This is a genomic window from Streptomyces sp. NBC_00122 (assembly GCF_045160845.1).
In the GTDB taxonomy this organism is placed as follows: Bacteria; Actinomycetota; Actinomycetes; order Streptomycetales; family Streptomycetaceae; genus Streptomyces.
On sequence record NZ_CP108191.1, the window covers coordinates 6,154,510 to 6,175,006 of the forward strand.

The window sequence follows — 20,497 nt, forward strand, 5'->3', positions numbered from 1 at the left end:
TAGGGTTGCGGGATGAGCGGGAACACCCACCGGCCGCTGGCCGTCTTCGACATCGACAACACCCTGGCGGACACGGGGCACCGCCAGCACTTCCTGGAGCGCCGTCCCCGCGACTGGACCGGCTTCTTCGCCGCGGCCCCGGCCGATCCGCCGCTCGGGCGCGGAGTGGCGCTGGCGGTGGAGAGCGCGGCCGACTGCGAGGTGGTGTACCTGACCGGCCGTCCCGAGCGCTGCCGGGCGGACACGGAGGACTGGCTCGTCCGGCACGGCCTGCCCGAGGGCCGGCTGTGGATGCGCGGGAACCAGGACCGGCGGCCGGCCCGGACGACCAAGCTGGAGGTACTGAAGCGGATCGCCCGGGGCCGGGAGGTGCGCATGCTCGTCGACGACGACGAACTGGTCTGCCAGGCCGCCCGCGCCACCGGATTCCGGGTCGTCCTGGCCGACTGGGCGGCGGACGCGCCCGAACTCCAGGCGGCCCAGGAGGGTGAAGGCCGGACCTGAGCGTGCGGGGGAGCCGGGTCAGTCCTCGCCCTCCAGGCGGAAGCCGACCTTGAGCCCCACTTGGTAGTGGGCGATCTCGCCGTTCTCGATGTGCCCGCGTACCTGGACGACCTCGAACCAGTCGAGGTTTCGCACGGTCTGGCCCGCACGGGCGATCCCGTTGCGGATGGCCTGATCGATGCCCTCGTGGGCGGTGCCGACGATTTCGGTCACCCGGTACGTGTGATTGGACATGGGGGTCTCCCGACACTGGGGTGGCTTCTGCCTCGTTCTACGGTGCCCCAGTAAGTCCGGCTCCGCGAACTTTGCGGGAACAGTCCCGAGCGAAAGGCCCTTGACCCGCCCATTGGTCTATGCCAATTTCAAGCCATCCCGGGTTCCGTCCCCAGAAGGTGGCCTTTTCGTGAAGATGCGCTTCCTCGCCGTGTGCACCGCCCTCGCGGCCGCGACCGCCCTGACGGGCTGCGGCCGGTCGGGTGACCCGGCCGGGGGGTCGCAGAAGGTGACGCTCTGGCTGATGAAGGGCAGCGCCTCGGAGGACTTCATCGGAAAGTTCACCACGTCCTTCGAGCGGGAACACCCGGGTGTCGACCTCGACGTCAGGATCCAGGAGTGGACGGGCATCGGCGACAAGGTGAACGCCGTGCTGCAGGGCCGGAGCGAGGAGGGCGCCGACGTCATCGAGGTGGGCAACACCCAGGTCGCCCAGTACATCGAGACGGGCGGCCTCTCCGAGCTCACCCTCGAAGGCCTGCGCGAATGGGGCAGCAAGGACTGGCTCAGGGGCCTCTCCGACCCGGGAAGCGTCAACGGCGCCCAGTACGGCGTCCCGTGGTACGCCGCGAACCGGGTGGTGATCTACAACAAGGACCTCTTCGCGAACGCAGGCATCAAGACCACGCCCAAGACCCGGGCGGAGTGGATCCAGACCACCCAGAAGCTCGACAAGGCCGGCCAGCAGGGCATCTACCTCGCCGGCCAGAACTGGTACGTCCTCGCCGGCTTCATCTGGGACGAGGGCGGCGAACTGGCCATCGAGACCGGTGGCCGCTGGGTCGGCAGCCTCGACGACGAGAAGGCCCTGGCCGGCATGGAGTTCTACAAGCAGCTCCAGGGTCTGGGCAACGGCCCCAAGGACGCCGACGAGGAGACGCCCCCGCAGTCGGAAGTCTTCGCCGGCGGCCAGGTCGCCCAGATCATCGCCCCGCCCGGCCAGGCCGCCGCGATCGAGGCGGCCAACCCCGCGCTCAAGGGCAAGCTGGGCTACTTCCCGATCCCCGGCAAGACCTCCGACAAGGCGGGCGCCGTGTTCACCGGCGGCTCGGACCTGATCATCCCGGAGAGGACCCGGCAGCGGAAGGAGGCCGTGGCCGTGATCACCGCGCTGGTCAGCGAGAAGTGGCAGACCGAACTCGCCCGCACGATGAGCTACGTGCCGAACAAGACCACCCTGGCGCACGTGGTCGAGGGCAACGACGGCGCCGCCAGCATGGCCGTCGGAGCCGCCATGGGCAGGGCCACCCCGAAGTCCGCCCGCTGGGCCGAGGTCGAGGCGAAGAACCCGATCAAGCCCTTCATGACGGCCGTCCTCACCGGCCGGGACCCCAAGCAGGCGGCCAGGGCGGCCTCCGACACCATCAGCAAGGTACTCAGCTCCGACCGCTGACCCGGCCGGTTCCACGGACCGCCGCCGGGAGCACCGCTGAGTTCAGCGTCCGCACATCCGCGTGCCGCTGAGCGGTCATGTCGAATCCAGCCGGTGACGGAAGAAGTAAAGGAGCCAGGTCGCACACCTGCCGGCCTGGCTCCCCGTGCCCGGATCAGGAGCCGCCATGACCATCGCACCCCTGTCCCCGTCCCCCCTTTCCCCGGCCGCCGCCCCAGCGGCCGCACTCGCCCCGGCCGCCACGGGCACCGCCCCGGCCGACGGGCCCCGCTACGCCGTGCGCCTCGCCCGCAACGAGGACGAGGTACGCGCCGCCCAGAGCCTGCGCCACCAGGTCTTCGCCGGCGAGCTCGGCGCCCGCCTGGACGGGCCCGAGCCCGGCCTCGACGTCGACGCCTTCGACGCCTACTGCGACCACCTCCTCGTCATCGACGAGGAGCGCGAGCAGGTCGTCGGCACCTACCGGCTGCTGCCCCCGGAGCGTGCCGCCGTCGCAGGGCGCCTCTACTCCGAAGGCGAGTTCGACCTCTCCGCCCTCGCCCCCATCCGTCCCGACCTGGTCGAGGTCGGCCGCTCCTGCGTCCACCCCGACCACCGCAACGGCGCCGTCATCGCCCTCATCTGGGCCGGCCTCGCCCGCTACATGGAGCGCTCCGGGCACAACTGGCTCGCCGGCTGCTGCTCGATACCGCTCGCCGACGGCGGGGTCCTGGCCGCCGCGACCCGTGAGGCCGCCCTGGCCCGCGCCTTCGCCCCCGAGGAGTACCGGGTCACCCCCCACCTCCCCTGGAACCCCGAGGGCATCACCTTCCCCGCCCGCATGGAGCTGCCCCCGCTGCTGCGCGGCTACCTGCGCCTGGGCGCCTGGGTCTGCGGCGAGCCCGCCCTCGACGCCGAATTCGGCTGCGCCGACCTCTACGTACTGCTCTCCCTGCGCCGCACCAACCCGCGCTACCTCAAGCACTTCCTCTCGCTCGTCCCGGGCGCATGAGCGTCTGGCTGCCCACCTCGCCCTGCACCCCCGAGGCCTGCGCCGGCCATGAGGGGAGCACCGCGAGCGTCCCGCGCGCGGTGCTCCGGCTCACCGCCGCCATCGCCCTGATCCTGGCCGGGATCCTCGGCGCCCCGCCCCTGCGGCTGCTTCCCGCCCGGCCCCGGCACGCCGTCGTGCGGGCCTGGGCTGCCGCGCTGGTACGGGCCTTCGGCATACGGATCACCGTGCACGGCAGCCCCGGCCCGGGCGGCGGCCGCCTCGTCGTCGCCAACCACATCTCCTGGCTGGACATCCCGCTCGTCGCCGCCGTCCTGCCCTGCCGGATGCTCGCCAAGAGCGACATCCGGGCCTGGCCGGTCCTCGGCCGCCTCGCCGGGCAGGCCGGAACCCTGTTCATCGAACGCGACCGGATCCGCGCCCTGCCCGCCACCGTCGAGAGCGTCACCGGAGCGCTGCTGGCCGGCGACCGGGTCACGGTCTTCCCCGAGGGCTCCACGTGGTGCGGGCGCGCCCAGGGCACCTTCCGCAGGGCCGCCTTCCAGTCGGCCCTGGACGCACGGGTGCCCGTACAGCCCATCCGCCTCACGTACCTGCGGTGCGACGGGCAAACGGCCGGGGAGCCCGCCTTCGTCGGGGACGACCCGCTGACCGCCTCGCTCTGGCGGATCGCCCGGGCCCGCGGAATACGGGCCGAGGTCACGCTGCTGCCGCGGATCCCGCCGGGCCGTCACACGGACCGGCGGGACCTCGCGGCCGCCGCTCAGACGGCGATCACCACCGCCTCACACCCACTGCCGCTCCCGGGCGTACCCACTCAGCCCGCCAAACCGTCGGCGACCGACAAGGACAGTGCGAAACGGCCGTCCGCGTCCGTCCACCACTGGATCAGCTCCAGTCCCGCGGACGCCAGTTCCTTCCGCACCCCCTCCTGACGGAACTTCGCGGACACCTCCGTCAGGATCTCCTCACCCGCCGCGAACGGCACCACCAGATCCAGGGCCCGGATCTTCACCACGGCCTCGGACCGGGCCCGCAGGCGCATCTCGATCCACTCCTGCTCCCGGTTCCACACCGCCACGTGCTGGAAGTCGGCGGTGTGGAAGTCAGCGCCCAACTCCCGGTCGATGACGGCCAGTACGTTCTTGTTGAACTCGGCCGTCACCCCCTGCGCGTCGTCGTACGCCGCCACCAGCACGGCCTCGTCCTTGACCAGGTCCGTGCCGATCAGCAGCGTGTCTCCGGGCGAGAGCATCGCCCGCACGGACGCCAGGAACACCGCCCGCTCCGGTGGCAGCAGATTCCCGATCGTGCCGCCCAGGAACACCACCAGCCGGGGCCCGGGGGACTCCGGCAGACGCAGCGCCGCCGTGAAATCGGCCAGCAGGGCGTGCACCCGCAGCCCCGGATGCGCCGCCAGCAGCGTCTCGGCCGCACCGGCCAGGGCGCTCTCGCTCACGTCCACCGGGATGTAGGTGTCCAGCGCGGGCATCGCCTCGATCAGGTGCCTGGTCTTCTCCGAGGAACCGGAGCCCAGCTCCACCAGGGTCCGGGCCCCGCTCGCCGAGGCGATCTCCTGCGCCCGCTCCAGCAGGATCTCCCGCTCCGCGCGCGTGGGGTAGTACTCGGGCAACCGCGTGATCTCCTCGAAGAGTTCACTGCCCCGCGCGTCGTAGAACCACTTGGGCGGCAGCGCCTTGGGGGTCTGGGTCAGCCCGTGCAGCACATCCGCGCGCAGCGCGGCCTCCGCGGCGTTCTCGTCGAGGGTCCGGGTCATCTGGAAGTCGTTCACGAGCGCTCCTTCTCCCTCATCGGGGTCTCCTTGAGCGGGGTCAGCTCGACCCGGGCAGGGGTGGCGGTCAGCAGGGTCCGGTCGGGTACTTCGCACCAGCGGGAGTCGTCGTCGTACGGCTCGGACGCCACGACCACGCGCCCCGTCTGCGGGTCGGTCAGATACCAGAGCGAATCGCCCCAGGCCGTCGCCGCGATGGCGGCGCCGTCCGTCAGCAGCAGGTTCAGCCGGGAACCGGGAGCGGCCACGGCCAGCTGCCGGACCGGCTCGGCCAGTGCCGTGCCCAGATCGTCCCCGGCCCGCAGCCGGTGCAGGACCAGCGCCCAGACCAGCGCCGAATCCGTGCGCGCCTCCAGCTGCAGCAAATCCTCGGGCGGCAGGCCGAGCGCGAGCGGAGCCGCCGAGTCCGGCCAGTCCCGTATCGCGCCGTTGTGGCTGAACAGCCACGGCCCGTCCCCGAACGGCGCTGCCGCGGCCTCACCGTCGGCCCCGGGCCGCGTGGCGTCCCGTACGGCGGCCAGCGCGGCCCGGCTGCGTACCACGCGGGCGAGATCGGCGAAGGTCAGGTCGGACCAGATCGGCCCGGCCCTGCGGTAGCGGGCCGGCACCGGGTCGTCGTCGGCGTACCAGCCGACGCCGAAGCCGTCGACGTTGACCGTGCCGTTGCGCTGGCGGCGCGGCTCCCAGGACTGGTGGACCAGCGAGTGCTCCGGCTCGCTCAGCAGCCGCCCGAGCGCCACCACCGGGCCCACATAGGCGAGATGACGGCACATCAGACGTCCCTCGCGGTTCGGAAGCCGGAGAATATCTGCCGTCGCACCGGCAGGTCCCAGTTGCGGAAGGTCCCCCGGCAGGCCACCGGGTCCACCGCGAACGAACCGCCTCGCAGCACCTTGTGCTCCGGCCCGAAGAACACCTCCGAGTACTCGCGGTACGGGAAGGCCCGGAACCCCGGGTACGGCAGGAAATCGGAGGCGGTCCACTCCCACACGTCGCCGATCAGCTGGCGCACCCCCAGCGGGGAGGCCCCGGCCGGGTAGCTGCCCGCCCGGGCCGGGCGCAGGTGGCGCTGGCCCAGGTTGGCGTGGACGGGCGTGGGGTCGCCGTCGCCCCACGGGTAGCGGGTCGAGCGGCCGCTCACCGGATCGTGCCGGGCGGCCTTCTCCCACTCGGTTTCCGTGGGCAGCCGGCGCCCCGCCCAGCGGGCGTAGGCGTCCGCCTCGTACCAGCTGACGTGCAGCACCGGCTCCTCGCCCGGCACCGGCTCGGTGACCCCGAAGCGGCGGCGCAGCCACTGCCCGCCCTCGCGGTGCCAGAACAGCGGCGCCCCGATGTCGTGTTCGCGGATCTGCTCCCAGCCCGCAGGCGCCCACCAGCGGGGCTCGCGGTAGCCGCCGTCCGCGATGAACGCCTCGTACGCGGCATTGGTCACCGGCACGGTGTCGATCCAGAACGGCGGCGTGTTCCGGGTGTGCGCGGGACGCTCGTTGTCCAGCGACCACGGTTCGGCCGAGGTTCCCATGGTGAACGGGCCGCCGGGAACCAGCACTTCGGCCGCGAGCGGCGGATCGTAGTCGGGATCCGGGTCCGGTGCGGTCAGTACGGGAGCGCCCCGCCTGAGCTGATGGGTGATCAGCATGGTCTCGTCGTGCTGCTGTTCGTGCTGGGCGATCATCCCGAAAGCGAAGCCCGAGTCCAGCAGCGCCGTACCCTCCAGCGGAGTGCGCTCCAGCAGGTCGAAGACCCTGCCGCGCACCTCGGACGCGTAGCGGCGGGCCTCCTCGGGCCCCAGCAGCGGCAGCTTCGGCCGCTCGGAACGGGGATGCTCGAACGCGTCGTAGAGCGAATTGATCTCGGGGCGCATGGACTCGCGCCCCGCGACGTTGCGCAGCAGCCAGAGCTCCTCCTGGTTCCCGATGTGCGCCAGGTCCCAGACCAGCGGGGACATCAGGGGGGAATGCTGCGCGGTGAGGTCCTCGTCGGTCACGGCGTCGGTCAGCGAAGCCGTACGGGCCCGTGCGGCGGTCAGCGCGGCGGCCGCCCGTTCCCGCAGGCCGGGGTGGGATTCGGTGGTCACAGCCGGGCCTCCCTCGCGGCGGGCCGCGGCTGGGGCGGGTCGTCGGCCGGGCTGCGGCCGCGCAGGACGAAGCGCTCGGAGAAGGCGCCGACGGTCTCCCGGACGTGCGCGCTCGCGCCCAGCCGGGGCAGCGCCTCGGAGGCGGCCCGGAAGCAGGCCTTGGCGGCCGCCCGCAGCTCCGGATCGGACAGGCCGCGGCGGGCGGCGGACCGCCAGAGCGGATTGTGCGGCGCGGGACCGGAGCCGTAGGTGTCGGCGAGTCCCTTCGCGACCCGGTACGCGGTCTCGGCCGCCTCCGGATCGTCGAACAGCGCGTGCACGACGGCGACCGGGACCAGCCAGCCGTCGTCACCGGGCTGGGCGTCGATCATCCGCAGCTCCAGGTGGCCGCGTGGCCGCACGGGAGGGAACAGCGTGGTCAGGTGGTAGTCCAGGTCCTCCGCGGTGGGGGGCCGCAGCCCGGGGTGGCCGTCCGTGCGCAGCCAGTCGCGGAAGGTCATGCCGCGCGGGAGCGTCCACGGCTCGCCGTCGTAGGACCGTACGCACATCACCTCGGTGTCCAGTGCCTGGCGGGTCCAGCTGTCGCGCGGCGGGCCGTCCAGCGGCGGGGCGAGCGCACGCCGGCCGGCGTCGATGTCGGCCCAGGTGCCCTGGCGGGCACAGCGCCATCCGGCGTACGGGCCCTCGTGCGCGGGCGAGTTGGCGAAGGAGGCCACCAGGACCGCGCCCAGCAGGTGCGCCAGCCGCCAGCGCCGGCCGTGGCCGAGTACGTCCGGCTCCTCGTGCCCGGCGTCCACACAGACCTGTACGGAGGCGGAAGCGCACATCATGGCGCGCCCGGCCGGGCCGGTGCGGTCGAAGTAGGCCTCCATCGCGTCGTAGCGGGGGCTGGCCAGCAGCCGGCGGTACGGGCGGCGGGAGTCGCGGCCGTGGCCGTGCAGGACCAGGCCCTGGGTGAGCAAGGCGGCCCGTACGGCGGTGAGGTCGTCCTGCAGGCTGTCCACGCAGCCGCTGAGGGAGGTGGCGGGGGCCGAGCTGAGCTCCAGCTGGCCGCCGGGTTCCACGGTCACCCGGGAATGCAGGGGAAGGGCGCGGGCGGCGGCGTGCGCGGCGCGCAGCCGCTCGGGGGACAGGGGCTGACCGGGCCGTTCCGCGTCCAGGACCAGCCATTCGAGCTCGGCTCCGAGGAAGCGGGGCGGGCCGGTCTTGAAACAGATGCCGTGGACCAGGTCCTCGGCCTCGGTCTCGGTGATCGCGAGTGCGGGCGGACGGGCAGTGGGTGGAGCGGGTGAGTCCTGTGACATGACCGGGTCCTCGTCTCCTGTCGTCGGTCGTGACATCACCCGTCCCTACCCGCCCGCCGGGCACAAATGCCTTTGCCGCCGAGGCTGGTGGTGCAGAAGATGAAGGTGTGAGCAGCAGATTGCGCGAGATCGCGCGGGAGAACGCGGAGATCCTGGCGGCCGGTGGCTACCGGACGCAGTCGGGACGGCAGGTCGCGCTGGCCGCCGCCCTGGCGGAAGCCAAGGCAGGAACCAGGATATATGGACCAAACCGTGCCATTCCAGGCGAGGTGATCGCGGGTGGGGGCGGCGAGACGGCCGTCGAGGTCACCGATGAGAGCAGCACGGTCGCCGCCCGCAGGCTCGCGGCGGAGGGCCTGGGGCCGGTCCCGGAAGGCGCCGGGGTGGCCGTGTTGAACTTCGCTTCGGCCCGGAATCCCGGCGGCGGCTACGTCCGCGGCGCCAAGGCCCAGGAGGAGGCCCTGTGCCGCGCCTCGGCCCTGTACGAGACCCTGCTGGAGGCGCCGGAGTACTACGAGATCCACCGCGCGGAACGCAGCACCTTCTACACCGACCGGGTGATTCACTCACCCGGGGTGCCCGTCTTCCGCGACGACCGGGGCGCGCTGCTGGAGAACCCCTTCCGGGTCGGCTTCCTGACCTCCCCGGCCCCGAACGCGGGCACGATCCGGCGCCAGGAACCCGAGCGGGCCGCGGAGATCCCAGCGGCGCTGGCACGGCGGGCCGGGCTCGTCCTGGAAGTCGCCGCGCTGCACGGGTACCGGGGGCTGGTGCTGGGCGCGTGGGGGTGCGGGGTGTTCCGGAACGACCCGGCGGAGGTGGCGGAAGCCTTCCGGGGGCTGCTGGCGGGACGGTTCGCAGGGGTGTTCGACCGGGTGGTGTTCGGGATCCTGGACCGCGATCCGCGGACACGGGAGACCTTCGAGCGGGCCTTCGCGGCGTAGGGCCTGTCGTCACATTCCCGTCTGGCAGGATGCGGGCCAGGACGGTCGCGAGGAGCAGGACCACGACCGCGGCCACCAGGTAGGGGGCGCGCCGTCCCAGCCATTCGCCGAGGGACCCGCTGAAGGTGCGTTGGCCAACAGCATGCCGCCGATGGACCCGCTCAGCAGGGTCCCCACCACCTCTCCGCGGCTCGGGCAGCTGACCGGCTATCGCCAGCCGTAGCGCTCGCGCAGCCGGCCGACGACCAGCTGGAAGCGGCCCCGGTCCAGCGCGCAGGCCTCGCGCCGCATCCCCGACTCGTGCACCCGTAGTACCCGGTCGACGTCCACCCAGGACTCCCGCCCGGCGCTGTCCCACGGTCCCGTGCCGATCGGCACCCACTCCCGGTCGTGGTCGTGCCGCTTGCTGGACAGCTGTACGGCGAGCAGGGTCCGCCCGCCCGCCTCCCGGGCCACGACGAGCACCGGCCGGTCCTTGCCGCGGCCGTCGTTCTCCTCGAAGGGCACCCAGGTCCACACGATCTCACCGGGATCGGGGTCCCCGTCGGGGTCGGGAGCGTACGACGTCTGCACCGGGCCGATGGCCTGCGGATCGGCCTCGGTGGTGGCGGTGGCACCGTCACGGCCGGGCTGGTCGATGCGACCGTTGCTGGAGGTGCCGGAGTTGCTGTGGTGCGAAAGGGCCGTCATCCGGGTGAGGGTAGCGGGTCGGGGGGCTTCGGTTGGGGCGGGGCGGGATGTCCGCTGGGCGGCGTCAGGGACGTGCGCGGGGTCACGGCGGGCTGCTGTCCTTGGGCCCTACCCGCACCAGACAGCGACCAGAAGCCCATCGGCATCCGGGGCGCCCCAAATCGCTACGCGCTCCTCATGTCTCGGCGTCCGGCGGCCGTCCGGGGCTGGCAATAGGCCGCCCACGACCGGTGGTGTCTGAGGTCGGTGTGCGGCGATCGGTGGGTCAGTCCGTGACGAGGGCCATGATGAGGCCGTCGTAGCCTTTGCTGCCGACCGTCTGCAGGGCGGTGGCGGTCAGTTGGGGGTGCTCCGCGATGAGTTCGGTGAAGCGGCGGACGCCCTGTACGCGGGGGTCGGAGCTGGTGGAGTCGACCACGGCGCCGTCGCGGACGACGTTGTCGCCGATGATGACGCTGCCGGGGCGGGTGAGCTTGAGGGCCCATTCGAGGTACTGGGGATTGGACGGCTTGTCCGCGTCGATGAACACCAGGTCGAACGGGGCGACGTCCGTGAGCTCAGGGAGGAGGTCGATGGCCCGGCCGCGACGGATGTCGACGACCTGCTCCAGCCCGGCGCGTGCGATGTTCGCGGCGGCGACGTCGGCGCAGTGTTCGTCGACTTCCAATGTGACCAACTGCCCTCCTTCGGGAAGCGCGCGGGCGAGCCAGATGGTGCTGTAACCGCCCAGGGTGCCGATCTCCAGGATGGTGCGGGCCCCACGGATCCTGGCGAGGAGGTGGAGAAGCTTTCCCTGGTTCGGAGCGACCTGGTGGGCCGGCATCCCCGCCGCATCACTGTCCGCTGCGGCGGCCGTCAAGACCTCGTCCTCTGCGACCAGCAACCCGTCGAAGTAGGCGTCGACGGCCGTCCAGGTCTGCTGACCCACGGGGATCCCCTCTCATCGCGCTGCATTCCCAAAAGGAACTTACATCAGAACGGACCTCCTTCAACAGTTTGTTGTGTGCCTGTTCCCAGCCCCGGACGGGCGTCGGACGCTGAGACGTGAGGAGCGCGTAGCGATCTGGCGCGCCCCCGGATGCCGATGGGCTTCTGGTCGCTGTCTGGTGTGGGTTGGGGTGCGCCCGCGCCTCCGAAGCCCCCGGCCCCGCCCAGCCCCCACCTCACCCCGGCCGACGAGAGCCCCAGTCCTCCTCCGCCTCCAGTTGCGCCGCCAGCCCGAGCAGGGTCGGCTCCGATTCCGACGGGCCCAGAAGCTGTGCCCCCAGGGGCAGTCCGTCGGTCGTGAAGCCCGCCGGGACGTTCACGCCCGGCCAGCCCAGGACGTTCCACGTCCACGCGTACGGGCAGGCCGCGATCATCGCCCGGTCCGTGGCCATCGCCCCCAGCCCGGCCAGTGCCCCGATCCGCAGCGGCGGTGTGGCCGTCGTCGGGGTCAGGACCACGTCGAAGCGGCCGAAGATCTCGCCGACCCGCCGCCGCAGTACCGACTCCGCCCGGCGTGCGGCCCGCAGCGGCAGGCCGCCCAGGATCCGGCCCGTCCGCACGGCCTCGTGCGTGCGCGGGTCCAGCAGCGCGGGATCCGGCACCCGGGCCGCCCAGTCCCGTACGCCGCTGGTCGCCCGGGGGACGAAGGTCAGGCCGATCGGGCCGTAGCGCGGGTCTTCCGGGACCACTTCGTGGCCCAGCGACTCCAGCCGCCCGGCCAGTCGCTCCACCGCCGAACGGACCTCGGGATCAAGGGACTTGGGCGTCGCCGTGAAGGGCATGGCGAACGAGAGGGCGATCCGCAGCCGACGGGGGGTGCGGCGGGCCGCCTCGACCGCCGAGATGCGGGCCGGGCGGTGCAGGTCCTCGGGGTGCGGACCGCTCGCGGCGTCCAGCAGGAGCGCGGCGTCGGCGACCGTGCGGGCCAGCACGCCGTTGACGGTGAGCCCGTGGAACGACTCGGGCTCCGGCCAGGTGGAGATGCGCCCGCGCTGCGGCTTGACGCCTATCAGGTGGGTCCACGCCGCGGGGATCCGTACCGAGCCCGCTCCGTCGGACCCGAGCGCCGCCGGGACCAGCCCCGCCGCCACGGCGGTCGCCGAGCCGCCCGAGGAACCGCCGGGCGTGTAGGCGGGGTTCCAGGGGTTGCGGGTCCGGCCGAAGGCGTGCCCCTCGGTGAAGGGCCACTGGCCCAGCTCCGGCGTCTGGGTCTTGCCGACGATCACCGCGCCGGCCGCGCGCAGCCTTCGTACCGCTTCGCTGTCGGCGGTCTTGGGCGCGAAGTTCCCGGCGCAGCCGAAGGAGGTCACCTCGCCCGTCATGTCCATGTCGTCCTTGACGGCGATCGGGACGCCCAGCAGCGGCAGCCGCTCGCCTGCGGCCAGCCGCCGGTCCGCCGCGTCCGCCTCGGCCAGGGCGGCCTCGGTCCTTACGGTCCGGAAGGCGTTGAGCTCCGGCTGGGCGGCCGCGATCCGCCGCAGCGACTCCTCGGTCAACTGCCGTGCGGTGACGCTCCCTTCGGCGAGCGCAGCCGCCATCTCCACCAGGCCCGAGGGTCCGGCGGTGCCGGACGCGGACCTCGTGGCCGCCGAGACCGCTGACACCGAAGAACCCGTGACCGAAGAATCTGACACCGCGACCAACTCCCCCCATTACCGACCGGTAGGAAGACGGTAAGGGGGAGCGGTGGCGGTGACTAGATCCAGCCCTCCAGCGAAGCCATGAACCCGTCGAAATCGTCACGGTGGATGGTGTGCCCGGCCCCGGAGACCGAACGCACCTGGAAACCACGGCTCTTGAGGATCTCCGCCCGCTCCTTCGTGATCAGGGTGCTCGGATCGGCGAGCTGCACGAGCGAGGGGACCACCGGCGCGGCCGGCATCAGGTCGGCTCCCATCAGGGGACCGAGGCTCAGCGCGGTGGCCTCGTCCCACACCGCCAGGGTCGCCAGCTCGACGTCGACGTCCGCCTCCTCCCAGCGCGGGTTCATCGCCTGGATCTGCTCCTTGGGCGCCGACTTGAACTGGGCGAGCATCTCGGGACCGAAGCCCTCCATGGCGGCGAGGTACCACGCCGGGTCGGAGAACACCGCGCGCCGCGGCTTCAGCCGGTCCACCGCGAGCGACAGGGTCAGGCCGCCCAGGGAGTGCCCGATGGCGAGTTCGGCACCGGCCGGAAGCGTCTCGGCCACGTCGTCCGCGTAGAGCTTCGGGCTGTACTCGCCGCGGCTGCTGGCCCCGTGGCCCCGCAGGTCCACGGCGATGACGCGGTACCCGAGGCCGGCGAGGGCGGGACCGACCCGGCGCCAGGTGCGGTGGTCGGCCATGATGCCGTGGATCAGGAGGGCGACGCGGTCGCCCTCGCCCCAGGTCCGGGTGTGAAGCTGCACGGTGGTGCCTTTCTGCGGGAGAAGTAGTGGGAGGGGCAGTGGGGAACCGAGCGGTCAGCGCACGCTGCGGATCGGCTTCACGGCCAGGGCGCCCGCCACCGCCAGTACGGCGGCGACGATGAACAGGGCGGTGTACCCGCCGCTGAGCGAGACGATGACCGACGCGATGAACGGGGCGACGATCTGCGGGCCGGCGTTGGCGGCGCCCGCCACGAGGGCGCCGAAGACGAGGTACCCGGTGCGGTAGTCCTCTGAGAAGGCCGCGCCGACCAGCGCGCCCACAGTGGAGCCGAAGGGCAGGCCGAGGCCGACGGCTGCCGAGGCCTTGCCGCGGGCGCTCATCGGCACCCGGTCGGGGACCACGGACGTGATGGCGGCCTGGTAGACGTTCATGACGGCCTGACCGAGGCACCAGGCGATCGTGATCAGCAGGATCGTGTCGGCGAGGCCGAGCAGCAGCATCGCCGGTACGGCGGCGAGTCCGCCGCCGAGGATCCAGGGGTTGCGGCGTCCGCTGCGGTCGGACAGGGCTCCGGCGACCGGGTTGAAGACCGTCGCGAAGACCGCCGAGACCCCTGCGATCAGGCCGAAGTTCGCGACCTTGTCCGCCGGGTCGATGTCTTCCACCTGGAGCGCGAGCAGCACGCCGGCGACTCCGACGTAGAGCGCGTACATGGCGCTGTTGCCGACGAGCAGCAGCGGGAGCAGGCCGCGTCCGGGGCCGGAGGAGGCCGACGCGTCGGCGGCGCCGACGGCGGTGCCGGTGCCGGGGGAGGAAAGGGCCACGGTGCCCTCCTGGGCAGATGCGAGCGGATGAGGGGTGGAGTGCGGGGGGTGTGGCTGAGCTGGGATGACCGGGGTGAGCGGGGTGGACGAGGGGTGCGGACGAGGGGTGCGCGCCGCCCTGTCGCGACGGCGGGGGTGCGACGGAGCGCGACCGGGCGACGGCACGTCCGGGCACGACCGGACACGTCCGGCGGCAGACCTGTTGAGGCAGATGCGGCAGTCGGGTTACACGTGTCAATGAATCGTGTAACCACTGTCTAGCATTGGTTTCTGGCCATCCGCTAGCCCCCGGGCGCAACCGGTCTGGAAAGATGCCACGGCAATGTCACAGTCATCGAATTCGCCGAAGCCGCCCGCACCGGCCTCCGGGTCTCCCACGCCGCCGCCCCCCGTGCCGACCAGCGCCGACGTGGCCCGCCTCGCGGGCGTGTCGCGCGCGACGGTCTCGTACGTCTTGAACAACGCGGAAGCCGTGCGCATCAGCGAGCCGACCCGCCGCAAGGTCCGCGAGGCCGCCGAGGAGCTCGGGTACGTGCCGCACGCGGCCGCCCGCAGCCTTCGCGCGGGACACACCCGGATCGTGCTGCTGCCCACCTCGCACGTGCCGGTCGGACCGCTGTACAGCACCTTCCTCAACGAGCTCCAGTGGGCGCTGCGCCGCCTCGACTACACCGTCGTCCAGTACGGGAGCCTCGGCCTGGGCGGCGACGAGGCCGTGCGCGCCTGGGCGGAGCTGCGTCCGGTGGCGGTGATCTCGCTGGGCGAGATCGCGCTCTCGGCGCGCAACGTCGCCACCCTCAAGCGGGCCGGGGCCCGCGCGGTGATAACGATGGGCCCGGTCGGCGTGCCGGGGGCGCACGCCCTGGTCATGAACCAGGAGGAGGTCGGCGCCCGGGCCGCCGCCCATCTGGTCGAGCGCGGTCGGCGGCGGATCGGAGTGATCGTGCCCGAGGAGGACGGACTCGAACTGTTCTCCGCGCCCCGGCTGGCGGGCGCCCGCTCGGTGACCGGGACCGGAACCGGTGCCGGTGCGGGGGTCCGGGTCGAGGCCCTCCCGATGGCCTACTCCGAGGAGTCGGCCGCGGCGCTCGCGGCCCGCTGGCGCGGGCTCGGGCTCGACGCGGTGTTCGCGTACAACGACGAGTACGCGATGCTGCTGATGCGCGCCTTCCAGGACGAGGGGCTGCGCATCCCCGAGGACGTCGCCGTCATCGGCGCCGACGACCTGCTCATCGGGCGGCTGCTGCGGCCCCGGCTGAGTACGGTGCAGATCGAGATGCCGACCGGTGACCACCTGGCGTCGCTGGTGGACCGCGCGGTGCGGGAGCCGTCGGAGATCACGGAGCGGCACGACCTGATGGCCGCCGCGGCCGTCCACCGGGAGTCGACCTGACGGTCCCGGGATCCCGCCGGACCGGATCCGGCGCCCGGACCGGATCCGGACCGGACCCGGCGCCCGGGCCTGGGGGCCGTTGACAGGCGGTGACCTGCGGACGGAGACTTCGGGCGCGCCCCACCCGGCGCGCCCGGCGGCGTTCTGCGGTGCCCACACAGGCAGCGATGCGCCACCGCCCGTACGGATCCGCCCAGGAGCGACCCCATGAGCATCCGCACCGTCCGCGACGTCTACGTCGTCGACGCCGTCCGCACCCCGATCGGTAAGTTCGGCGGGGCCTTCGCCGGGGTCCGGCCGGACGACCTCGCCGCGCACGTGGTGCGCGCGCTGGTGGACCGTACGCCCGACCTGGACCCGGCGCGCATCGACGACGTCGTCTTCGGCGACGCCAACGGCGCCGGCGAGGACAACCGCGACGTCGCGCGGATGGCCGTGCTGCTCGCCGGGCTCCCGGTCAGCGTCCCCGGGGTCACCGTCAACCGGCTCTGCGGATCCGGCCTCGAAGCCGTGATCCAGGCCGCCCGCGCCATCGCGCTCGGCGACGCCTCCGTCGCCATCGCGGGCGGCGTCGAGTCGATGACCCGCGCGCCCTGGGTGGTGCAAAAGCCCGAACGGACCTTCCCCGCGGGCCACCAGCAGATGTGGTCCACCACGCTCGGCTGGCGGATGACCAACCCGCGCATGCCCGCGGAATGGACCGGCTCGCTCGGCGAGGGCGCCGAGCTGGTGGCCGACAAGCACGGCATCACCCGCGAGGCGCAGGACGCCTTCGCCTTGGAGAGCCACCACAAGGCCGCGGCCGCCTGGGCCGCCGGGCTGTACGACGACGAGGTCGTGCCGTACGCGGGCGTGGACCTGGTACGGGACGAGTGCATCCGGGAGGGTTCCACGCCCGAGGCGCTGGCCCGGCTCAAGCCCGCCTTCCGGGCGGACGGCAGCGGCACGGTCACCGCGGGCAACGCCTCGCCGCTCAACGACGGTGCCGCCGCACTGCTGCTGACGGACGAGGCGGGGCTGGCCGCCACCGGAAGGGAGCCGCTCGCCCGGATCAGTGCCTCCGCCGTCACCGGGATCGAGCCGCAGCTCTTCGGCCTGGGCCCGGTGGACGCCGTCCAGCGGGCACTCGGCAAGGCCGGCCGGGGCTTCGCCGATCTCACCACCTTCGAGCTCAACGAGGCTTTCGCCGCCCAGGCGTTGGGCTGCCTCGCGTCCTGGCCGGAGCTCGACCCGGCCGTGGTCAACCCGCGCGGCGGGGCCATCGCGATCGGTCACCCGCTCGGCGCGTCGGGGGCCAGACTGGCCGGCTCGGTCGCGCACCAGCTGGCGGCGGCGGGCTCCGGTACCGGCATGGCGGCGCTGTGCATCGGGGTGGGGCAGGGCATCGCGCTCGTCCTGGAGCGCTGAACCCGTCGGCGGTGAACTCGCCGCCTCCGTGCGGTCGTCGATCGTTTCCGGACAGGGTCCATCGCCAACTGCCCAATAACTGAACAGAAGTTGGTGCCTCCGGTCTGGCACGATGGCGCGTGCTGCCGCCCCCCCGCCCCGCCCATCCCCACCGGAGGCCCCGCGCCATGCCGCTTCTCGATCCGACGCTCTGGCAGGACGGACCCACCCTCACCGGCGGCGCCGCCGCGGTCGTCGAACCCGCCACCGGCCGTACCCTCGCCACCGTCGACCTGGCCGCCCCCGCCGACGTCGCGGACGCCGCCCTGCGGGCCCGGGCCGCGCAGCAGGACTGGGCGCGCGCCACCCACCTGGAGCGCGCGGCCGTGCTGCGCCGCGCCGGGGACCTGTTCGCCGCGCACGCCGGGGAACTGCGGGAGTGGCTGGTGCGGGAGTCCGGTTCGATACCGGGCAAGGCCGACTTCGAGCTGCACGTCGCCGCGCAGGAGTGCTACGAGGCCGCCGCCCTGGCCTCGCGCCCCACCGGTCAGGTGCTGCCGAGCGAGGCGCCCCGGCTGTCCTTCACCCGGCGGGTGCCGGCCGGGGTGGTCGGGGTCGTGGCCCCGTTCAACGCCCCGCTGATCCTTGCGATCCGCTCGGTCGCGCCCGCGCTGGCCCTCGGCAACGCGGTGCTGCTCAAGCCGGACCGGCGCACCGCCGTCTGCGGCGGCCTCGCCCTGGCCGCCGTGTTCGCCGAGGCCGGCCTGCCGGGCGGGCTGCTGCACGTCCTGCCGGGCGGCGCCGAGACCGGGGCCGCGGTGGTCGCCGACCCCCGGGTGCGGGTGGTGTCCTTCACCGGATCCACCGCCGCCGGCCGGTCGGTCGCGGAGCTGGCGGGCCGTCATCTCACTCGCGCCCACCTGGAGTTGGGCGGGAACTCGGCCCTCGTCGTGCTCCGCGACGCCGATGTCGAGGCAGCCGTGGCCCAGGCCTCCTGGGGTTCCTTCTTCCACCAGGGCCAGATCTGCATGACGGCCGGACGCCACCTCGTCCACGCCTCGCTCTACGACGAGTACGTGGAGCGCCTCGCCGTGCGCGCCGAGGCGCTGGCGGTGGGGGACCCCTACCGCGAGCAGGTCCACCTGGGCCCGCTGATCGACCGGGCCCAGGTGGAGCGCGTACACGCGCTGGTGGAGGCCAGCACCGGGCAGGGCGCCAAGCTCGTCGCGGGCGGTACCCACCGGGACCTCTTCTACCGCCCGACGGTGCTGGCGGGCGTCGCCGACGACACGCCCGCCTACGCGGAGGAGGTCTTCGGCCCGGTCGCGCCCGTACGCTCCTTCGCGACGGAGGAGGAGGCGGTGGCCCTGGCCTCGGCGGGTCCGTACGGCCTCTCCCTCGGGATCGTGACCAGGGACGCGGCGCGCGGGCTGGACCTGGCCGAGCGGATCCCGACCGGGATCGCGCACGTCAACGACCAGACGGTCAACGACGAGGCCGTCGCCCCGTTCGGCGGTGTGGGTGCCTCCGGCACCGGTGCCCGTTTCGGAGGCGAGGCGAACCTGGACGCCTTCACCGAACTGCGCTGGACCACGACCCGCGCCGTTCCCGCAGGTCACCCCTTCTAGGAATGCCGACGGCAGGTCGTTCGTTCAAGGATCAGACGGCTCAATCAGGAGGTCTGGAAACCGTGGCTACAGTCGAGCTCACCAAGGAAAACTTCGACCAGACGGTCAGCGAGAACCCGTTCGTGCTGATCGACTTCTGGGCGGGCTGGTGCCGGCCGTGCCTGCAGTTCGCCCCGGTCTACGAGAAGGCCTCGGAGGCCCACCCCGACCTGGTCTTCGCCAAGGTGGACACCGAGGCGCAGCAGGAGCTGGCGGGTGCCTTCCAGATCACCTCGATCCCGACGCTGATGATCGTCCGGGACCAGGTGGCCATCTTCGCCCAGCCCGGCGCCCTGCCGGAGGCGGCGCTGACGGACCTCATCGGGCAGGCCCGCGCCCTCGACATGGACGAGGTGCGCGCGAAGATCGCCGCCGAGCAGAAGGGTGCCCGGGACGCCGGAGCGCAGGACACGGGCACGCCGGAGGCCTGATTGCGTGACGCCGCCCCCGGCGGGCGGTGACACTGATCCGCATGACTGAAGCCGTGGAGTACGACGTCGTGGTGCTCGGCGGGGGACCGGCAGGCGAGAACATCGTCGACCGGACCCGCGCCGCCGGGCTGAGTACCGCCCTCGTGGAGAGCGAGCTCGTGGGCGGGGAGTGCTCGTACTGGGCCTGCGTCCCGAGCAAGGCGCTGCTGCGGCCGGTGCTCGCCCGGTCCGACGCCCGCCGGGTGCCGGGGCTGGCGGGGGCCGTGGCGGGGCCGCTGGACTCGGCGGCGGTGTTCGCGCACCGCGACTACTGGACCGGGAACTGGAAGGACGAGGGCCAGATCGACTGGCTCGACTCGATCGGTGCCCATGTGTACCGGGGCCACGGCAGGCTCGACGGGGTCCGCAAGGTCGCCGTCACCGGCCCCGAGGGCGAGCACCACGTGCTGTCCGCCCGCCACGCGGTGGTGATCGCCACCGGCACCCGGGCGGTGATCCCCGACGTGCCGGGGCTCGCCGGGGCCCGTCCCTGGACCAGTCGGGAGGCGACCTCCGCCCACGAGGCGCCCGGCAGGCTGCTGATCGTGGGCGGTTCCGTGGTCGCCGCCGAGATGGCCACGGCGTGGCAGGGCCTCGGCTCGCAGGTCACCGTGCTCGTACGCGGCCCACGGCTGCTGCCGCGGATGGAGCCCTTCGCGGGCGAGCTGGTCGCCGACGCGCTGCGCGAGGCGGGCGCGGTGGTCCGTACGGGTGTGGCCGTCGAGGCGGTCGTACGCAACGGCTCCACCGGGCCCGTCACGGTGGTGCTGGAGGGCGGCGAGATGCTGGAGGGCGACGAACTGCTGATGGCGACGGGCCGTTCGCCGCGGACCGATGACATCGGGCTGGACACCGTCGGGCTGCCCGCGGGGGAGTGGATCGGGGTCGACGACAGCTGCCGGGTGACGGGACACGACTGGCTGTACGCCGTCGGAGACGTGAACCACCGCGCGCTCCTGACCCACCAGGGCAAGTACCAGGCCCGGATGGCGGGCGCCGCCATCGCCGCCCGCGCGGCCGGCACGGCCTCGCTCGACACCGGACCCTGGGGCGCGCACGTCGCGACCGCCGACACGCGGGCCGTCCCGCAGGTGGTCTTCACCGACCCGGAGGCCGCCGCGGTGGGCCTCAGCCTGGCCGAGGCCGAACGGGCGGGCCACCGGGTGCGCGCCGTCGACTACGACCTGTCCAAGGTCTCCGGCGCCGGGCTGTACGCCGACGGCTACCGCGGCCGGGCCCGGATGGTCGTCGACCTGGACCGCGAGGTCCTCCTCGGGGCCACGTTCGTCGGCCCGGGCGCCGCCGAGCTGCTCCACGCGGCGACGGTCGCGGTGGCGGGGGAGGTGCCGATCGCGCGGCTGTGGCACGCGGTCCCGGCGTTCCCCACGATCAGTGAGATCTGGCTGCGCCTGCTGGAGACCTACCGGGGGTAGGAGTCGCCGACGCGTGCC

20 protein-coding genes are annotated in these 20,497 nt (G+C 73.1%); 10 read left to right on the top strand and 10 right to left on the bottom strand.

All coding sequences use genetic code 11. The features are described 5' to 3' along the window. The first annotated feature begins 12 nt into the window (after positions 1-12). Complete coding sequence (locus OG737_RS28115; RefSeq protein WP_328929009.1) at positions 13-504, top strand: hypothetical protein; 492 nt, start codon at positions 13-15, stop codon at positions 502-504. 18 nt (positions 505-522) lie between these two features. On the opposite strand, the gene OG737_RS28120 is transcribed toward OG737_RS28115, so the two are convergent. Then, a complete protein-coding gene (locus OG737_RS28120; protein ID WP_328929010.1) occupies positions 523-738 on the bottom strand; it encodes a dodecin in 216 nt (71 codons plus the stop codon). Between the two features lie 169 nt (positions 739-907). On the opposite strand from OG737_RS28120, the gene OG737_RS28125 reads away from it, so the two are divergent. From OG737_RS28125 to OG737_RS28135, 3 genes are all read left to right on the top strand, one after another. Then, positions 908-2,170 (top strand): extracellular solute-binding protein, encoded by a 1,263-nt coding sequence (locus tag OG737_RS28125; protein WP_405677296.1) that lies wholly within the window; start codon positions 908-910, stop codon positions 2,168-2,170. 166 nt (positions 2,171-2,336) lie between these two features. Continuing rightward, the gene (locus OG737_RS28130; RefSeq protein WP_328929011.1) at positions 2,337-3,161 is read left to right on the top strand and encodes a GNAT family N-acyltransferase; all 825 of its coding nucleotides are present in this window, start codon (positions 2,337-2,339) and stop codon (positions 3,159-3,161) included. After that, positions 3,158-4,096, top strand: coding sequence for a 1-acyl-sn-glycerol-3-phosphate acyltransferase (locus tag OG737_RS28135; RefSeq protein WP_328929012.1), 939 nt, complete (start codon positions 3,158-3,160; stop codon positions 4,094-4,096). The genes OG737_RS28130 and OG737_RS28135 overlap by 4 nt, the downstream gene beginning before the upstream one ends. Here the strand turns inward: OG737_RS28135 and egtD are convergent. Genes egtD through egtA form a run of 4 tightly spaced genes read right to left on the bottom strand, consistent with a single transcriptional unit; the run spans position 3,979 to position 8,334 of the window. Beyond that, positions 3,979-4,953, bottom strand: a complete 975-nt coding sequence (gene egtD, locus OG737_RS28140; protein WP_328929013.1) for an L-histidine N(alpha)-methyltransferase — start codon at positions 4,951-4,953, stop codon at positions 3,979-3,981. The two genes, OG737_RS28135 and egtD, sit on opposite strands and share 118 nt — an antisense overlap. Further along, the gene (egtC, locus tag OG737_RS28145; protein ID WP_328929014.1) at positions 4,950-5,726 is read right to left on the bottom strand and encodes an ergothioneine biosynthesis protein EgtC; all 777 of its coding nucleotides are present in this window, start codon (positions 5,724-5,726) and stop codon (positions 4,950-4,952) included. Before egtC ends, egtD begins: the two co-directional genes overlap by 4 nt. Further along, complete coding sequence (gene egtB / locus OG737_RS28150; RefSeq protein ID WP_405677292.1) at positions 5,726-7,030, bottom strand: ergothioneine biosynthesis protein EgtB; 1,305 nt, start codon at positions 7,028-7,030, stop codon at positions 5,726-5,728. Before egtB ends, egtC begins: the two co-directional genes overlap by 1 nt. After that, the gene (gene egtA, locus OG737_RS28155) at positions 7,027-8,334 is read right to left on the bottom strand and encodes an ergothioneine biosynthesis glutamate--cysteine ligase EgtA (protein ID WP_405677290.1); all 1,308 of its coding nucleotides are present in this window, start codon (positions 8,332-8,334) and stop codon (positions 7,027-7,029) included. Before egtA ends, egtB begins: the two co-directional genes overlap by 4 nt. Positions 8,335-8,441: 107 nt before the next feature. Here egtA and OG737_RS28160 point away from each other — a divergent pair, with 107 nt between their 5' ends. Beyond that, complete coding sequence (locus OG737_RS28160) at positions 8,442-9,278, top strand: TIGR02452 family protein (protein WP_328929017.1); 837 nt, start codon at positions 8,442-8,444, stop codon at positions 9,276-9,278. 207 nt (positions 9,279-9,485) lie between these two features. On the opposite strand, the gene OG737_RS28165 is transcribed toward OG737_RS28160, so the two are convergent. From OG737_RS28165 to OG737_RS28185, 5 genes are all read right to left on the bottom strand, one after another. Continuing rightward, positions 9,486-9,968, bottom strand: coding sequence for a type II toxin-antitoxin system PemK/MazF family toxin (locus OG737_RS28165; RefSeq protein ID WP_328929018.1), 483 nt, complete (start codon positions 9,966-9,968; stop codon positions 9,486-9,488). A gap of 265 nt (positions 9,969-10,233) precedes the next feature. Further along, complete coding sequence (locus OG737_RS28170; RefSeq protein WP_405677286.1) at positions 10,234-10,896, bottom strand: O-methyltransferase; 663 nt, start codon at positions 10,894-10,896, stop codon at positions 10,234-10,236. 235 nt (positions 10,897-11,131) lie between these two features. After that, positions 11,132-12,493 carry an amidase gene (locus OG737_RS28175; RefSeq protein WP_405681310.1) on the bottom strand — a complete coding sequence of 454 codons (1,362 nt, stop codon included), beginning with the start codon at positions 12,491-12,493 and terminating at the stop codon, positions 11,132-11,134. Positions 12,494-12,651: 158 nt separating this feature from the next. Further along, positions 12,652-13,344, bottom strand: coding sequence for an alpha/beta hydrolase (locus OG737_RS28180; protein WP_328929020.1), 693 nt, complete (start codon positions 13,342-13,344; stop codon positions 12,652-12,654). 54 nt (positions 13,345-13,398) lie between these two features. Then, positions 13,399-14,130, bottom strand: coding sequence for an MFS transporter (locus OG737_RS28185; RefSeq protein ID WP_328929021.1), 732 nt, complete (start codon positions 14,128-14,130; stop codon positions 13,399-13,401). 322 nt (positions 14,131-14,452) lie between these two features. Here OG737_RS28185 and OG737_RS28190 point away from each other — a divergent pair, with 322 nt between their 5' ends. From OG737_RS28190 to OG737_RS28210, 5 genes are all read left to right on the top strand, one after another. Further along, complete coding sequence (locus OG737_RS28190) at positions 14,453-15,523, top strand: LacI family DNA-binding transcriptional regulator (RefSeq protein ID WP_405677283.1); 1,071 nt, start codon at positions 14,453-14,455, stop codon at positions 15,521-15,523. 207 nt (positions 15,524-15,730) lie between these two features. Beyond that, the gene (locus tag OG737_RS28195) at positions 15,731-16,930 is read left to right on the top strand and encodes a thiolase family protein (protein WP_328929023.1); all 1,200 of its coding nucleotides are present in this window, start codon (positions 15,731-15,733) and stop codon (positions 16,928-16,930) included. 167 nt (positions 16,931-17,097) lie between these two features. Further along, positions 17,098-18,537 carry an aldehyde dehydrogenase family protein gene (locus OG737_RS28200; protein WP_328929024.1) on the top strand — a complete coding sequence of 480 codons (1,440 nt, stop codon included), beginning with the start codon at positions 17,098-17,100 and terminating at the stop codon, positions 18,535-18,537. Positions 18,538-18,599: 62 nt separating this feature from the next. Continuing rightward, a complete protein-coding gene (locus OG737_RS28205; RefSeq protein WP_328929025.1) occupies positions 18,600-19,007 on the top strand; it encodes a thioredoxin family protein in 408 nt (135 codons plus the stop codon). Positions 19,008-19,048: 41 nt separating this feature from the next. Continuing rightward, complete coding sequence (locus OG737_RS28210; RefSeq protein ID WP_328929026.1) at positions 19,049-20,479, top strand: NAD(P)/FAD-dependent oxidoreductase; 1,431 nt, start codon at positions 19,049-19,051, stop codon at positions 20,477-20,479. Positions 20,480-20,497 lie beyond the last annotated feature (18 nt).